General features: G+C 52.4%; 16 protein-coding genes. 1 reads left to right on the forward strand and 15 read right to left on the reverse strand.

What is annotated here, in order from left to right; all coding sequences use genetic code 11:
• Window positions 1-32: 32 nt before the first annotated feature.
• From AC6ESO_RS14340 to AC6ESO_RS14385, 10 genes are all read right to left on the reverse strand, one after another.
• Window positions 33-350, reverse strand: a complete 318-nt coding sequence (locus tag AC6ESO_RS14340; RefSeq protein ID WP_497091935.1) for a hypothetical protein — start codon at window positions 348-350, stop codon at window positions 33-35.
• Window positions 347-667 carry a hypothetical protein gene (locus AC6ESO_RS14345; protein WP_497091936.1) on the reverse strand — a complete coding sequence of 107 codons (321 nt, stop codon included), beginning with the start codon at window positions 665-667 and terminating at the stop codon, window positions 347-349. The genes AC6ESO_RS14340 and AC6ESO_RS14345 overlap by 4 nt, the downstream gene beginning before the upstream one ends.
• Window positions 664-1,020, reverse strand: a complete 357-nt coding sequence (locus tag AC6ESO_RS14350; RefSeq protein WP_497092145.1) for an alpha-helical endospore appendage domain-containing protein — start codon at window positions 1,018-1,020, stop codon at window positions 664-666. The genes AC6ESO_RS14345 and AC6ESO_RS14350 overlap by 4 nt, the downstream gene beginning before the upstream one ends.
• Before the next feature lie 25 nt (window positions 1,021-1,045).
• Window positions 1,046-1,333, reverse strand: coding sequence for a nucleoside-diphosphate sugar epimerase (locus tag AC6ESO_RS14355; protein WP_494820690.1), 288 nt, complete (start codon window positions 1,331-1,333; stop codon window positions 1,046-1,048).
• Window positions 1,334-1,433: 100 nt separating this feature from the next.
• Window positions 1,434-2,795: a glycosyltransferase family 2 protein gene (locus AC6ESO_RS14360; protein WP_497091937.1), complete on the reverse strand. Its 1,362-nt coding sequence runs from the start codon at window positions 2,793-2,795 to the stop codon at window positions 1,434-1,436.
• Window positions 2,796-2,816: 21 nt separating this feature from the next.
• On the reverse strand, window positions 2,817-4,034 hold the full coding sequence (locus AC6ESO_RS14365; protein ID WP_497091938.1) for a GT-D fold domain-containing protein: 1,218 nt from the start codon (window positions 4,032-4,034) through the stop codon (window positions 2,817-2,819).
• The gene (locus AC6ESO_RS14370; protein WP_497091939.1) at window positions 4,031-4,756 is read right to left on the reverse strand and encodes a sugar phosphate nucleotidyltransferase; all 726 of its coding nucleotides are present in this window, start codon (window positions 4,754-4,756) and stop codon (window positions 4,031-4,033) included. Before AC6ESO_RS14370 ends, AC6ESO_RS14365 begins: the two co-directional genes overlap by 4 nt.
• Window positions 4,757-4,776: 20 nt before the next feature.
• Window positions 4,777-5,529: a glycosyltransferase family 2 protein gene (locus tag AC6ESO_RS14375; RefSeq protein WP_497091940.1), complete on the reverse strand. Its 753-nt coding sequence runs from the start codon at window positions 5,527-5,529 to the stop codon at window positions 4,777-4,779.
• Window positions 5,526-6,623, reverse strand: coding sequence for a hypothetical protein (locus tag AC6ESO_RS14380; RefSeq protein ID WP_497091941.1), 1,098 nt, complete (start codon window positions 6,621-6,623; stop codon window positions 5,526-5,528). Before AC6ESO_RS14380 ends, AC6ESO_RS14375 begins: the two co-directional genes overlap by 4 nt.
• A gap of 4 nt (window positions 6,624-6,627) precedes the next feature.
• Window positions 6,628-7,890, reverse strand: coding sequence for a glycosyltransferase family 2 protein (locus AC6ESO_RS14385; protein WP_497091942.1), 1,263 nt, complete (start codon window positions 7,888-7,890; stop codon window positions 6,628-6,630).
• 171 nt (window positions 7,891-8,061) lie between these two features.
• Between AC6ESO_RS14385 and AC6ESO_RS14390 the strand changes: the two genes are divergently transcribed.
• Window positions 8,062-8,535, forward strand: a complete 474-nt coding sequence (locus AC6ESO_RS14390; RefSeq protein ID WP_497091943.1) for a DL-endopeptidase inhibitor IseA family protein — start codon at window positions 8,062-8,064, stop codon at window positions 8,533-8,535.
• A 1,001-nt stretch (window positions 8,536-9,536) separates the two neighbouring features.
• Here the strand turns inward: AC6ESO_RS14390 and AC6ESO_RS14395 are convergent.
• The 5 genes from AC6ESO_RS14395 to AC6ESO_RS14415 all read right to left on the reverse strand — a co-directional run bounded on the left by AC6ESO_RS14395 (window position 9,537) and on the right by AC6ESO_RS14415 (window position 14,609).
• Window positions 9,537-10,712, reverse strand: a complete 1,176-nt coding sequence (locus tag AC6ESO_RS14395; protein WP_497091944.1) for a trans-sulfuration enzyme family protein — start codon at window positions 10,710-10,712, stop codon at window positions 9,537-9,539.
• Window positions 10,709-11,536, reverse strand: a complete 828-nt coding sequence (locus tag AC6ESO_RS14400) for an ABC transporter permease subunit (RefSeq protein WP_494820699.1) — start codon at window positions 11,534-11,536, stop codon at window positions 10,709-10,711. Before AC6ESO_RS14400 ends, AC6ESO_RS14395 begins: the two co-directional genes overlap by 4 nt.
• The gene (locus tag AC6ESO_RS14405; protein ID WP_494820700.1) at window positions 11,536-12,417 is read right to left on the reverse strand and encodes an ABC transporter permease subunit; all 882 of its coding nucleotides are present in this window, start codon (window positions 12,415-12,417) and stop codon (window positions 11,536-11,538) included. Before AC6ESO_RS14405 ends, AC6ESO_RS14400 begins: the two co-directional genes overlap by 1 nt.
• Window positions 12,418-12,480: 63 nt before the next feature.
• Complete coding sequence (locus AC6ESO_RS14410; RefSeq protein WP_494820701.1) at window positions 12,481-13,818, reverse strand: extracellular solute-binding protein; 1,338 nt, start codon at window positions 13,816-13,818, stop codon at window positions 12,481-12,483.
• Window positions 13,819-13,928: 110 nt separating this feature from the next.
• The gene (locus AC6ESO_RS14415; RefSeq protein WP_497091945.1) at window positions 13,929-14,609 is read right to left on the reverse strand and encodes a FadR/GntR family transcriptional regulator; all 681 of its coding nucleotides are present in this window, start codon (window positions 14,607-14,609) and stop codon (window positions 13,929-13,931) included.
• Window positions 14,610-14,750: the final 141 nt, after the last annotated feature.

Below are 14,750 nucleotides of genomic sequence, written 5' to 3' on the forward strand. Positions count from 1 at the left end.
GCCCGAACTCCCTCCAAGCTGCTTGATCGTCATTAGGTCTGCTGCTCATAGGCAAGCTGATGGCCATCCTCGAAGCCTTTGGCAAAGCCGAGATTATAGCCTTGATTATAGGCATTGTCGAAAGCCCGGTTATAGCTGTGACTGTTTAACCCCCGCTTCCGTCCACGCTTCTGCTTTCGCATGGAAGATTTGCCGGTGCCTGATTTCGTACGCCTGCGCTTCGTCGTAGAGGTCGCCTGTTTCTTCTGACTGCCTGCTCCTTCTGGCTTACTTGAAGTCTTGTTCGGTGTGACTCGTGGTGAAAGTGGTAACCTACTGCTTTTCTTCCCGCTTATTCCCGCTGCAATCACTTTCCGGTTCCTCCTTTACCTTCCCGTATTGGACGCGAACCAACCTGGACGACTGCATTCAGCCACGGTTCGGCAGAGCGGCTGTCTCTGCATCGTCTTTGGCTTTCACTGCTCTCCATGGCGCTTACCATTGTCGTAAGCGTCAGCTGCATCGCCTCGAGGCGCTTCATGTTGCGCTGTATGGCTTCTGCCAGACCGGATGCACGCTCGGCCTCATCTGCGACGCTGTTCAGAATGCGAGCGACGGCCTGCTGGCTGCGGGAGAGCGACGCTAGCAGCTCAATTCGTACCTCCCGCTCCTTCAAGCTCCAACTCATTGCCGCCGATCTCCCATATCGAACGGTCCGCCCAGCATATTTTCCATGCCGTTCATCGGTCCCGCTCCCATCCCCATATCATCCACCTGGCGCAGTGCTGCCTTCAGCACGTTGGTCATCCCATGATTGAGCTTCGCAAGTCCGTCAATCACTTCGACAAGCTGGTCGTGGACCATCATCGAGGACTTCCATTGGTCTTGCTGCTCCGTAAATGCGTCCGGTGTAATATGATTGCACAGCCAAGCGCGAACCTTCTCCGCTTCGACAGCCTTTGCCTCCAGAATCATTGCCACATTCCACTGCAGCTTAGCGGAGGCATCCAGCATTCTGATATATGCGGTTTCTCGACTCATCACCAGCACGCTTCCTTTCCTCCGCTTATTCTTCGTCCTCGATGTCCATCTCTTTCATCACGACCGAAATCGTTAGGGCAAGCGACTCCTGCAGCTCTGCAATACTGTTTAAATAAGCGACTACACTCTTCGTCATCACTTGCGAATTATCCATCAGCTCGCCGACCCCGCCGAAGCTTGGGTGCGTATCCGGCAACGCATGCACAATCTGTGCCATCCGGACAGCGACATGACGCTTCGCCTCCAAGACGCGCGCCAGCTGCTCATGGGAATGTGACATATGCTCAATCATTTCCGTTACGATATGCTGCAAGGCGCAGTCCCTCCTTTACCTATCGCAATATCAGGAATCGGTCTCTTTGTTAACATATGCGCCGCCCTCTCCGCTTGGCACAGCCAAGACCGCAGAGAAGCTATAACTGATCGGCAACCTGGACCGGAGCGATAATCGGCAGCCCTTCCGGCAGCATGCCGAGCTGCTCCTCCGTCACCAATCCGACAGGCTTCCACTGCAGGCACCATGCCTCTGCTGCTTTCGCGCTGGCCACTCTGCGCCGAACGCCGTTCTCGATCACATAGAAGCTGCCATCCGCTCCGGCGGCAGTCACGCCTTGCATCGTTAGTGAGCCGTCGATGCTTCTCCCTTGCCAGCCTGCTTCCACAGCTTCGGCTGCTATGCTCTCCCCCATCGGCCAGCGGCGCAAATCCACTTGCGAGAGCCGAACAATAGGCAGGGCAACTTGGCCCACAATCGGGCGCCGCATTCCGCCTTCCACCCAGTAGAGCGCTCCGGATACGCCGCGGACGACGACATGCTGCGGGAAGAAGAGCGACTCCCCCTGCACCCGATCCACCGCTGTCCCCATCGCCAGAACTTGCCGGACAAGATCATGGGGGTTGCCCCATTTCTCAACGTACACCTGCAAATTATGATCGTTAACCTCAACAAGCTTCTCTCCAAGCGCCTTCATGCTTACGCTGCCGAAATGATGAATGAAGGAATCGCGCGCGATAGCCAGCCCATACCCCTGCAAGCGGACACGGATATTGTAATCGTCATCCTCATAATTGCCAATCCGGTAGCCTTCGTCCAGATAGCCCGTTCGATCCCACAGCTCGCGTCGAAACAGCAGGCAGAAGCCCGTTAATCGGTCGGTTCGCTGCCATTTGGCCGGGTTTGAAATATTATAAAGCCTTGCGAACGGAGCTATGCCCTTCACGCTCTTGTACGGTACTTCAATGCGCTGATCGCCGCTGATATAGTTCGTCACGGGGCCAACCATGCCGATGGTGGGATCACTGTTTAAGCAGGCCATCATATTGTCGAGCCAACGCTCTGTCACGATCGTATCGTTGTTCAGCAGCATCAAATAAGTGCCTTTGGCCATCATCATCCCGATATTGGTTGCTCCGGCGAAGCCGCGATTGGTCTCCAGCACCCGATACCGCACTCGGTTGCCGAGTCCGCGCAGATAAGCAGCCGTACCGTCGGTAGACGCATTGTCCACGATGATGATTTCATAGGGACTGCTCGTATGCTGCTCAATGCTGATAATGCATTTCTTCAGGAAATCCACCTTGTTGTAGCTTGGAATTATGATGCTTGTGCCTTCAAAATAAGTACCGAAGCCAAAATACCCCGTGCGGACGCCTTCTTGGTAGCCGGCTGCCATTCCGATTGGAAACCGGCCGGATTTCTTCGTCTTGCGGGCCGCAGGGGTACTCGTAGCCGCCGATTTCTTCCGCTTGCGATGCGCATGCGCTTGCCTTCTCATCCGCTCTGCCCTCTCCTATCCTTAATGCGTAAGCGCGATCTGACCCTTCACAATGGCATCTGCCATATGGCCAAAATCAAGCGCCGTCTTGCCCCGCTCGTGCGCGATCCGCGTGCAAATCATAACAGCCGCAATTCCCGCGGAAACGAGCGCCAAATCAAATTCAATATGCCGCATCTCATAGATGACCCGTTCCACGTCACGCACTCCCCGTACCGGGCTGATAAGCCCCGACACGATGAATCCTCGTTCCGTAAGCATATGTGCCAGCGCCGGAGCCGCATTGCCGATGACAAGCAGCTGCTTGCCGGCGAGCAGGCTGCCGAGCAATCCGGCTTGAGATAGCCCGTAGTTGACCGTCGAGTTGGTCATCCGGAGCGTCGCGGGTTCAAGCTGATGCGCGCGAAACACAGGATGGAGCAGCGGGTGAAAATGCTTCCTGCGCGCCAGCGGCACACCGACAATATGCGCATGGCGTATAGCGTGCACGAGCTGGTCCCTCGCCAGCAGATCGGGTGGATTTACGCCGGCATACGGGAGAAAGGTACCCTCTCGCTGGATCGTACCCGTGTCGTAGACGACTTCCTGAGCGAGCGTCAGCAGCTCTCCGTCTCCCAGCCTGACGACTGCACACGGTCTGCGCTCATGAATGGCCTGCTCCATCTCGGTAAACACCTCATGAACATCCATTAGCGGCAGACACCTTGGCCGCAACTGCTCGGCACCGATGGCAATGACGTCTTGAAGCCGCACCTCCGGGAGCAGCAAATTCATCGGCAGCGCTTGTTCGAGCAGCAGTTCTCCGCCTTCGTACTTGCCAAGCTCATACCCGGCTGTAAAAGCATTGTCGTGGAATTGCCCATGTTCCATACCCGGCTGCATCAAGGCAGCAACACGCTGTCCCCGGCGGCGTCCCCGTTTCTTGACTGGGGACGACTTCCGCCCTCTTGTCCTTTTCTTGGATCCGCTCGAGCTTGATTTCCTCGACTGCCCGGCTTTTGCAGCTCCGCCTCCGCCTCCTCCTCCGGTTATCGCCGGGACCGCCCGCTTCATCACGCTCTTCTGCGGCGAAGGGCCTCCCGACGTCTTAGCCGCTGCAGGCGTGCGGGTCTGCTGCGGCTGAGACGCCGGCGGAGGCGCATTCCGTTTGGCGGCAATCTGACCTTGCCCCTGACGGCTAGTGCTCGTGAGCATCACATTCTTATGAATACCCGCCACCCTATGCGTCGTCACCTTCATGGTCCATCATCCCCGCTAAACTTTATCGAAGCCTCAAGCAGCGATTGAAACGTACCGGCATCTGTCCACCAACCGGTGATATACCGGTGCGCCAGCTTTCCCATGCTCGCATAAACGTTGTTCACATCGGTTATTTCCAGTTCGCCGCGGTGTGATGGCGTCTGTGCCGCAATGAAATGAAAGACTTCGCCGTCAAACATATAGATTCCGGTTACGCAGCTATCGGTTGAAGGCTTCTGCGGCTTCTCATCGATATGAATAATCCGTCCACTTTCATCGAAGACCGGTACCCCGTAGCGCTCCGGATCAGGCACTTGCTTGAGCAGCACCATCGCACCTTCAGCCTGCTCCATGAATGCTTCCAGATGAGGGGCCAGTGAATCCTCGAACAAATTGTCACCCAGCAGTACGATAAATTTGGCATCCTCGCCGACGAAAGTCCGCGCCAGCTCAAGCGCTTGCGCAATCCCTCCTGCTTCTTCCTGGATGCGGTAAGTAAGTGATACCCCGTACTCTGCACCGCTTCCGAGAAACGAAGTAAACATCCCCGCGGAGACTCGGCTTGTAATGAGCAAAATGTCCGTAATGCCGGCTTCTTGCAGGCTATTAATGCTATAGCAAATCATCGGGAGCCTCCCGACCGGCAGCAAATGTTTGTTCAAGAGCTTCGTCAGCGGCATAAGGCGCGTTCCCGTACCACCGGCCAAGATAACAGCTTTCAAATAAATAACCTCCTTTGCGCTCAATACATGAACTTAGCAGGGTCTACCTTCCACTTGGAGATAAAATGCTGCCGATTGCGCTCGACGAGCTGCTGCACTTCCTGCGGATTGCTGCGTTTGAAGCTGGCGCTGCCGCGATGATGAACGAACACATCCCTGCACATGAGCAGACTGTACCCGTGCATGCGTGCCCGGAAGCAGTAATCATCGTCCTCGTAGTGACCCGGCGTGAACCTCTCATCCAGCTCACCGATCCGTTCATAGACTGAACGCTTGAACAGCATGCAGAAGCCAACCAGCCGCATGATCGGCTCACTGCGCTTCGCTTCTTTTACGAGCGCTATGGCCGCCTGGCCATGAAACTCTTCCATCGAATGGAACGGGTAATCCACCTGCTGTCTTCCGCTGATGTAATTGGTTACAGGACCAACTATGCCGATATCTGCGCGTGCCGTCAGGGCTCTAACCAAAGCAGGCAGCCAACCGGCCGAGACGGTCACGTCGTTGTTCAGCAGCATCAGATATTCACCGCGTGCCATGCGCAATCCGCGGTTGCAGGCAAAGGGAAACCCTGTGTTTCTGGCCAGTGACAGACAGGGAATCCCTTCACGGATACACCATTTGCATGTGCCGTCATCAGAGCCGTTGTCGACGACGATCACTTCATAAGGCGACTCCTTCGGGTCGGTATACCGGCGAATGGCTTCAATGGCACCCTGGAGAAGTGATAGGCCGTTATAGCTCGGTATAATGATGCTCGTCATGCCCTTCATGTTGCTGTTCCTCCCGCAGCGGCGCGCCGCCGAACCTGATCTGGAAATGCCAATCTTGGACCCTTCGATCTCATTGCAGTCTGCAGTGCTTCGATGTGGTCGCCAACGGATAGTTCCTTGGAAACCACGCCTACCGGCCCTCTAATCGCGACCGACTTGTTTTTGCTTACTTTGCTGAGCGAGCAGCTTCGGATTAAGAGCTTGTGCTGGATAGCCGCCATGTGGGCCACCGGCGGGACCGCAAGCGTCGATACGCCAACGGTTTCCATTCCGTGCCGTGACCAGGCATGGGGCAGCAGCTCTACCGAGTTTGCCAGTAGTTCAGCGCGACCGAGCGACCAGTTCATGAATGCTCTAACCCGCGCAGCTTCATCCCAGCTCTTGAAAATCCCAAGCAGCGGCGTCTGATCCGCCATGACAATATCCGCACCGGTCTCTGCAATCGAGAGCATTAGGGCTAGCTGCTCTGCCGGGATAAGCGATTGTCCGTCGGCAAACAGGACAATGTCGGACCTTGTCATTCGTGCGCCGATCGCCCGCCCGACATCTGAGCCGAGCGCCTCTCCGATCTGCATGATCGTGATCTCCGGTACCGCGCGAAGCTCAGCAAACCCACCTTCGCCGCCACCTTCCAGCACGACGATCACTTCTTGCAGCGGCAGTCGCAGCAGCTGCTTGATCGCGGACGGATTCATGCCCGGGACGGAGAGGACGACAGCCGAAACTGATTTGCTCATCGCGAGTGGCTGCCATAAGCCACGCGGCAAATCCAGGGCGGCGGCGAAGCCGTCGGCATACGCTCTGCCTTCCGCGAGCAGCTTGACTCGCAGCGCATCGGTGTGGTTTCTGCCTGCGCAGCGCTGCGTCCAGCGCTCATTCATTCGCAGCTTCGCCTCCGTGGTGCCGGCCTGCGTGATATGCCCGTTCTTGCGCAGAAGCGCAGCATCGGCATGGCCGGCATGAAAGGCATTTCTTAGCTTGCCGGTATAGCTGCCGGCAGCAGCGCGCTCTTGGCCTGCTCGCGACGCACGCGAGCGATGCGTGCGGGTCATCGATGCTCTTTTGCCTGAGCGGCCTGACTTCCTGGATTGCATACGTTCACCTCGCCAAATAACGTTTTCGCTCCATATCCGTGTAGCCGCCGCGATCATCCGTCTGCTTCGTCAGCCAATCAATGGCTTCCAAGTGATCGCCTACAATAAGCAGCTCAAGCGGATTCGTCCGTTCTCTCTGCTTGCGGGGCAAGTTGAGCTTCCCCACATTAATGCGTTTTACTGCTTGCACGCTAAGTCCACGCTGTACGGCTTTGGCATGCGCGAGCGGAGGAATCGCCAGTGCATCGGCGCCGATTCTCGCTAGAGCGGTTCGGCTGATGGCATGGGGGACGGCCGTCATCGAGGTGCCTTTCAAATCGGGACGCCTCAGAATCGTATTCAGCGCATGTTTGGCGAGGACGACACTGTGGACGGATGATTTGTTCGTCGGGCCGGAATAATCGTTCAGTGCCACATCCACTCCCCCTTGGAGTACCGATTGAACGAAGGGTTTCAGCCCGGATGCCTTGATGATCATATCGCCGTCGAGAAACAGCAGCACCTGTCCGCTGGCGGCAGCAGCACCGACGCTTCGACCGACATCATGCCCAAGCGGCTCCGCGAACGTAATAACCCTAACTCCCTTACGCCGTGCAATTGCCGCCGAACCGTCAGTCGATCCGTTGATGACGACGATCACTTCTACGCTGGGATGAACCTTCTTCGCTTCTTGAATCACTTTGCCAATGGTACGGCGCTCATTCATGACCGGGATGATAACCGAAACGACCGGGTTAGCCGGTGCTGCAGATACCGTTACTATAGGCTCCGGCTGTTGATGAGGCTGCGGGAGCGGATACGATTGTTGGTGTGATTTCGGCTGCGATTGCGAAACCGGCATTGGCTGTGGCTCAGCTATCGCGAATGCCTGCCGCTTAACGGGTTCAATTGACGGAGATTGCCTCTGTTTCTGGTGGTAGGCAGTTTTGGAGAATGTCTTCTTAGGCTGTGTCGACGCAACTTTCGCAGAGGGCGAATGCTGAACGATCGTAGGCTGCTTGGCCGCCCGTTTATTCGGTACGGACTTCTTCACACTTGCCTTCTTGCTTGCTCGTGGGACGGAATTAGCCACTGGTTTGCTTTTTCGGGAAGGCGGCGGTTGCCTTGGGGGAGTTGCTGCTGCGATTGGAGGTGCGGCGGAGGTCTCGTTCCACACTGCGCGATTGGCGTAGCCCCCGGATGCCTTCGATAACCCGGCATAGACTCTATCATTTAGGAGCGGCTGCTTCGGAATCTGCTCGCTGACTCTTCCGCTGCTAGGCTTCATGATCTCGTTCACCTCCATATTCATCTTTTTACCAGTTAGTTTATGGACGATAGAGTGCAAGAGGAACGGCTGATGTACGTTAAGGCAAGAGCCGCGCTGATTTTACGCGCTTTTCACGTCACTGAATCTACCTAATTACATATGCTGTTGGCATAGAGGAGGTGATGCCAAATGGTAGAAAGCTTACAGCTTCGACAAGCACTCCGTGTCTTCCTAAACAAAGCAGAAGCGGCTTGGTTTGATGTGTATGACTCCAGCTTTAATAGAAAAGAGATTAAAGTTGGCGGAACAGAATACATCCAGCTGCCCTTACGCTACAGCACCAGGACCAAAATTTACGCGTATTTCCGCAAATATTGGGGCATAGCTTTCAGCCGCATGCAGCTTCGCAGCTTGAAGTCCATCGTGCACAATGGGAGGGTTTATGTCATTTTGGGCGATCCCGGCCCCATCCCGGACTTCGTCGAATCCGTACGCATTCTGAGCATTACGAGCACCAGAATCCGGGTCCGCGCTATGTTATCCGGCGATCCCGACGGCAATGTGCCGATTTACTACACCATTGCCCGCACTTCTTGCGGGTACAAAATCATCAGTCGTACCGGCAAACAATACGATTACCGTTTCTTAAGCGGCAAGCAGTAATCGGGCAGCGGGGATTCAGAACTAAAATAGGGATTGTCCTCGAAGTCATCGTTGGATGACAGGACAATCCCTTTCTTATTATTTGTGATTTGGTTCCCTCATCGACGAACCAGAAAACGGGATGGCTATGTCCGAGAAAAGCTCGCTGCCGTCATTCCGCTCTAACGAACCGTGAGGGCGTTATCCAGGGGTACACAGCCGCTTTTCAAACCTAACGAACCGTAGAGCCCTTATTTAGTGGAAATAGGGCGAAAAGTGGCATCTAGAGGCCAAATAGCGCCCGTACGGTTCGTTAGATTTTTAAAACCAGCCATTTGGTGCAATTAAGACCTCTGTGGATCGTTAGCGGTTCACAGCTAGTAGTTGGGGGTTGGGGGTTGGGGGTTGGTGCGTGCGGCTGCCGATTGAGGGTTTCCGACGCCGGTTGCAGGTTGCGGATTACGGATTGTGCACCACTTCGGCGAAAGGATCTCACAACTGATAGATCACATTACTTCCTCCTAGGATACTCAGCCTCCCCAAGCCGCCGCTTTCGATGCTGAGAGTTCAATTTCCCTACTCTCAGCATTATTTCAGCTCGATTTCACAGCTGAAAGTCGCTTTTTCGCACTCTCAGCAATCACCTGACCGCCGAGTTTGCTACTTTCGATGCTGAGAGTTCGATTTCACGACTTTCAGCATCATTTCAGCTCGATTTCGCAGCTGAAAGTCCCATTTTCGTACTCTCAGCAATCACCTGACCGCCGGATTCGCCCTTTCGATGCTGAGAGTTCGATTTCACGACTCTCAGCATCATTTCAGCTCGATTTCACAGCTGAAAGTCGCTTTTTCGCACTCTCAACAATCACCTGGCCACCGGATTCGCTGCTTTCGATGCTGAGAGTTCGATTTCACTACTCTCTGCCCTCACAAAATAGCTGTTTTCGACGCAGTCCCACGAAAAAAAGGCTGAGCATCGAAAAACCGACGCTCAGCCTTTTTATATCCGTTCACGAACCTACTTACAGCGAATTCCAAGCGAGATCAATATCCGCCATGAGATCCTTCGGATCTTCCATTCCCACGTACAGCCTAACTACCGTAGCGGATTGTCCGTCACTCCCCGGTGGGAGTGAATTTACCGTCACGAGGCTCTCGAAACCGCCCCAGCTGACCGCGATCTTGAAATATTGCAGCTTCGTCGCCCAAGCTCTCATCTTCGCAAGCGGTTCATCCGTTACGAAGGAGAATAAGCTGCTATAGCCCTTCATCTGGCTTTTGCCCAGCTCATATTGCGGATGCGAAGACAGGCCCGGATGATTGACGCGGCTTACATACGCTTTGCGGCTCATAAACTCTGCCAGCAGCAACCCGCTCTCTTCGTGTCTTTGCATGCGCAGCGGCAATGTGCGCAGCCCCTTGGAAACGAGCGCTGCAGTCTGCGGCGTCATGAGACCGCCAAGCAGCATATACTCGGCATACCCGACTTGATCAATCAGCTCATGCGAGCCGAGTATGACGCCGCCGACACAGTCACTATGACCGCTAATGTATTTCGTGATGGAATGTACGACCAGATCCACGCCGAGATCAAGCGGACTCTGGAAGCAAGGCGTTGCCCACGTATTATCAATAATCGTCCGTGCGCCAATAAGCTTGGCATAAGCAGCGCATTCAAGCAGATTTTGCAGCTCGAACAGTCCTGAGGTCGGGCTCTCCAGATACAACAGCTTTGTATTCGGACGTACCGCAGCCCTGAAGCTGTCAATGGAGGTCCCGTCGACAAACGTCGTTTCCACGCCGAACTTCACCATGTAGCTTCCCAGAAACTCTCTCGTCGGTCCGTAAGCCTGATCCACGCAAATAACGTGATCCCCTTGCTGTACCGAAGACAAGATGGCCGATGAAATGGCAGCCATACCGGATGCGAAGCATTTCGCTTTATCCGCGCCTTCGAGCTCCGCAAGCTTTTGCTCCAGATACGTTACCGTCGGATTGTTGCCGCGCGAATAAATATGATTGTCTAGCAGAGCTTGAAAAGCAGTGTCGAATTCTTCGTACGTTTGGAAAGCAAACAAGCTATTCTGATAAATCGGCATATGGATCGCACCGTGATGCCTCGAATCAAGCTCATCATAAGAGACTTTTGTGAATTGTTTTTCCCTATCGGTAACTGCATCGTGCCCGGTTTTACTCATCCTTTTTCTGCTCCTTGTGTCAAACCTTCAACGATGAAACGCTGTGCAAAGGCGAAAATCAAAATCGTTGGAATGATTGACAATACTACTCCTGCTGACATTGAGCCCCAATCGACGTCAAATTTGAGAATAAATGAGTTCATGGCGACCGGAATTGTCTTGAGTGAATCGTTATCCATAAATAATGCGGCTAGGAACAACTCGTTCCAGTTCTGTACGAAAGCGAAAATAAAAGTAGATGCAATACCTGGCAGCATGACGGGTATAATAATCCGGATCAATGCCGTCCAACGTGAGCAGCCATCAATCATAGCCGCTTCCTCAAGACTGCCGGGAATCCGCTGGAAGAAGCCGCGCAGCATAATGGTCGAGAATGGGATTAGTCCGACTGTATACATCAGAACCAGAGCTATGCGGTGGTTAAGCAAATGCATGTGGCTCATCATGAGATACAGCGGTGCAAGCGCGATAAATCCGGGCAGCATCTGTGTGATGAAGAACGCAAGCATGATTTGGCGATGTCCTCTAAAGGTAAAGCGAGCAAGTACATACGCACTCAATACCGCAATCACCAATACAACGAATGCGGCCGAGATCGCAATCAGAAAGCTGTTGCCGATGTAAATGTGAAACTTGGATATTTTAAAAATGTTAATGAAGTTATCAAGGGTAAATGTAGTCGGCCAATATTTAATCGGATAGGAGAAAATATCCTTCTGCGGTTTCAGCGACGTGATGACGATCCAATAAAGCGGGAAGATCATTCCGATTAAGTACAGTGATAAGTAACCGATTCGAAACAGGCTCAGAAGGCGTTGCTTCATTAGAAATCACCTACTTTCTCAGCCTTTGTGACTGCTAGGAAGAAGATTGTGTAAAGCAGCAGAATAATTATCATAATAATACCGATTGCTGATGCGGCACCGTAATCTCCGCCGTATAGGATTTTATCCAGCATAAGCGAGGACAAAATATGTGTAGTTCCGGCAGGGCCGCCATTGGTCAAGCCGTAAATGATCGTCGGATCGTTGAATATCCAAATCGCACGCAGCAGCGTTGTCGCGATAATAGTCGGCATAATGTAAGGCAAGGTTACGTTCAAAAACTTCCGCGTATCGGAAGCACCGTCCATGTCTGCAGCTTCGTAGAGCTCGCCGGGAACGGATTGCAGAGCAGCTAGCAGCATGATTGCGAAGAAGGCTACGCCGTACCATACGTTGGCGACAATAACGGAAACCATCGCCCATTTCGGATCCGATAGAAAACCAATACGTTCGTGAATAATGCCTAACTTGAGAAGCAGATCGTTGATAACCCCGATTTGGGAGTTAAACATCCATTTCCAGATCAACCCGATAAGGAAACCGGATAATGCCCAAGAGTAGAATGCAAAACCTTGATAAATCCCTCTGCCTCTGAATTGCTTCTTCATTGCCAAAGCAAGAAGGAGTCCGAATGTAAATTGCAAAATCAAGGAACAGAACACCCAGTAGGCGCTGTTCTTCATGGCCATGATAATTTTAGGATCGTGGAAAGCTGCTTTAAAGTTAGCCAAACCGACAAAATGCACATTACGTAAATCAAACAGCTTGTAATCCTGGAACGCCATTAAGATTCCTTTTAAGAACGGATAATACGTAAACACCAGCACGAGACACAAAGCGGGAAGCAGCCCCGATAGTATAAAGATGCGTTGATTTTTCATAAGACACCGCCTTGCTCTTGGAATTTAGTAAGGGCGGCTTGTCGCCGCCCTCCTGTTTAATCATTATTTTGTCGCTTTTGCTTTTTCATCTACCCAGTACTTATCCCACTTCTTCATCGTATCATCTAGATTCGCTTGACCAAGCAGAAGCGCTTGCGTAGATTCCATTGCAACTTGTCCCCATTGTGCATTACCTGCGTACTGGAATGCCGGTTTGAAGTTTACGAACGTATCTGGCTGAGTGGACATGTCGAGCAATGTTTTGTATGGACCTGTTTTGAAGAACTCATCTTCAGCAGCGCTGGAATGAATCGGAATTAGGCCGTAGTCTTTCGAGAATTGCGTGTTTTCAGCCGGGCTCGACAGGAATTCGATCAGCTTCCAAGCCGCATCTTTATGCTCGGAGTTTGCCGCGATACCCCAGCCTGCTCCACCTGCCGCGAGCAATGCTTTGCCTGTTGGACCTGTTTGCAATGGAGCTGTTGCCCATGTGCCTGCTTGCATTTTCTCGTTGAGCGATTGAATAACGTCCGGATCTTGAAGCAGCATGCCTGTTACGCCGGAAGTAAACGCCTGTACTTGCTCTTGGAAGCCCCAGTTAACGGAATCCGGCGGCGATGCATCCTTGTAAAGCTTGAGGTAGAGCTCCATTGCTGCTTTCGCTTCCGGCGTCGAGTAGATCGTCGTGCCGTCTTTCGTAAACATGGAGTCTTCTGTATTTACTTTCTCGCCGTTAAAGGAGAGGATCATGGCATCTGTCGTACCTGTCGAACCTGAACCGCCACGGAAGGAGAAACCGAAACGGTTCTTCGCCGGGTCAGTCAGCTTCTTCGCTGTTTCATAGAGCTCGTCCCATGATTTTGGCGGTGTCAACCCAAGTTCTTTGAACCAATCGGCACGATAGAACAATTGTCTCTCGTAGAGGCCGTTTGGAATAAAGTAGATTTTATCGCCTACCGAACCAACGGATTGGGAGATCGGTGTCAATGTTCCGAAATCGGTCCATTTATCGGTGTATGCATTAAGCGGCTCAACAAAGCCGTTATTTACCATTTCAGCAACGTTCAGGTCACGAACCTCAAGGATGTCGATATCCTCTTTGGCACCCAGCATCGTTCTGATTTTATTGTCCGCTTGGTCGAATGGAGGGGAAATGAATTCGACTTCAATGTTCGGATTCGCAGCTTCAAACTTGTCGATCGAGGCTTGAATCAGTTTCGTTCTGTTCGGACTTGTTAAACTTTCGATCATGCGTAGCTTTACTTTCTCGTCACCTGCGTTTGCATTTGCGTTTGAGTTACTAGCCGTGCTGTCATTCGAATTGTTACCGCATCCTGCCAAAAGACCCACTGATACAACACCACAAAGCAGTGTAGTAAGAAGCTTGTTGCGACTTGTCATTGATGTCATCCCCCTATTTATTATCATGTATCATACAGTCATGCAGTCATCCTGTCTGATAGGTTGATTATAGTGAAAGCGCTTAAACCTTGTCAAGGAAAAAATTGCGCTTACTTGGCGCTTTTTATTTTCTCCTCGATGCAGTCCATCAGCTTGCCGAACTCTTCCATCGCGGTCCTCGTATCATGCGCTGCAATGCCTTTAAACATAGTAATATGAAACGGATACGTCTCATCAAAGAGCTGCTTGTCCCCAAGCGGATCGTTAAAAAATTTCTCGTATAAGCCTGAAATCGAATCTAGTACGGTCTCTAGCACCGGATTATTCGCAGCTTTAATAATGTGATGATGAAAAGCTAAATCGATCTGCGAAGTGTCCTTATTGCCCTCTTTCAAAATGCGGTATTCTTCCAAACATTCTTCTACTTCGGCAATTTGCTTGCTGGTTATCCGTTTGGAAGCCAGCGCAACAGACTGCCCTTCCAGCGCTCTACGCACTTCCAGAATGGATAGCAGGAAATTCTTCTCTCGTTCGATCTTCACTTTCCCGGTAAAGCGGAACGTGTTGACGTCTTTGACGAAAATCCCTTTCCCATTATGAACCTGGATAATGTCCATGGCTTCCAAATAACGAAGTGCTTCGCGCAGCGAGGAGCGACCGACACCGAACATTTGCGTCATCTCTTCTACAGAGGGTAGCTTATCGCCTTCGGAAAGTTCCTTCGCTTCTATGAAGTTCTGGATCTCTTGCGATACTTGTTCATGCACGAGTATTTTTTGTATTTTCTTCATTGTCCGCTGTTCGCCCTTTCACCTTGCTACCTATCTGATAGGTACATCGTACGCGAGAAAAGAGAGCGCTGTCAACTGAAATATACGTAACGGCCAAATAGCCGGAGCTCCCTTAGGAGACCCCGGCTATTCATTAACGAT

The organism is Paenibacillus rhizoryzae (assembly GCF_059686995.1).

Coding starts and splice junctions, on each gene's coding strand:
- AC6ESO_RS14345 (WP_497091936.1), bottom strand. CDS start 667: ATGAGTTGGAGCTTGAAGGAGCGGGAGGTACGAATTGAGCTGCTAGCG.
- AC6ESO_RS14350 (WP_497092145.1), bottom strand. CDS start 1,020: ATGAGTCGAGAAACCGCATATATCAGAATGCTGGATGCCTCCGCTAAG.
- AC6ESO_RS14360 (WP_497091937.1), bottom strand. CDS start 2,795: ATGAGAAGGCAAGCGCATGCGCATCGCAAGCGGAAGAAATCGGCGGCT.
- AC6ESO_RS14365 (WP_497091938.1), bottom strand. CDS start 4,034: ATGAAGGTGACGACGCATAGGGTGGCGGGTATTCATAAGAATGTGATG.
- AC6ESO_RS14375 (WP_497091940.1), bottom strand. CDS start 5,529: ATGAAGGGCATGACGAGCATCATTATACCGAGCTATAACGGCCTATCA.
- AC6ESO_RS14380 (WP_497091941.1), bottom strand. CDS start 6,623: ATGCAATCCAGGAAGTCAGGCCGCTCAGGCAAAAGAGCATCGATGACC.
- AC6ESO_RS14385 (WP_497091942.1), bottom strand. CDS start 7,890: ATGAAGCCTAGCAGCGGAAGAGTCAGCGAGCAGATTCCGAAGCAGCCG.
- AC6ESO_RS14390 (WP_497091943.1), top strand. CDS start 8,062: ATGGTAGAAAGCTTACAGCTTCGACAAGCACTCCGTGTCTTCCTAAAC.
- AC6ESO_RS14395 (WP_497091944.1), bottom strand. CDS start 10,712: ATGAGTAAAACCGGGCACGATGCAGTTACCGATAGGGAAAAACAATTC.
- AC6ESO_RS14400 (WP_494820699.1), bottom strand. CDS start 11,536: ATGAAGCAACGCCTTCTGAGCCTGTTTCGAATCGGTTACTTATCACTG.
- AC6ESO_RS14405 (WP_494820700.1), bottom strand. CDS start 12,417: ATGAAAAATCAACGCATCTTTATACTATCGGGGCTGCTTCCCGCTTTG.
- AC6ESO_RS14410 (WP_494820701.1), bottom strand. CDS start 13,818: ATGACAAGTCGCAACAAGCTTCTTACTACACTGCTTTGTGGTGTTGTA.
- AC6ESO_RS14415 (WP_497091945.1), bottom strand. CDS start 14,609: ATGAAGAAAATACAAAAAATACTCGTGCATGAACAAGTATCGCAAGAG.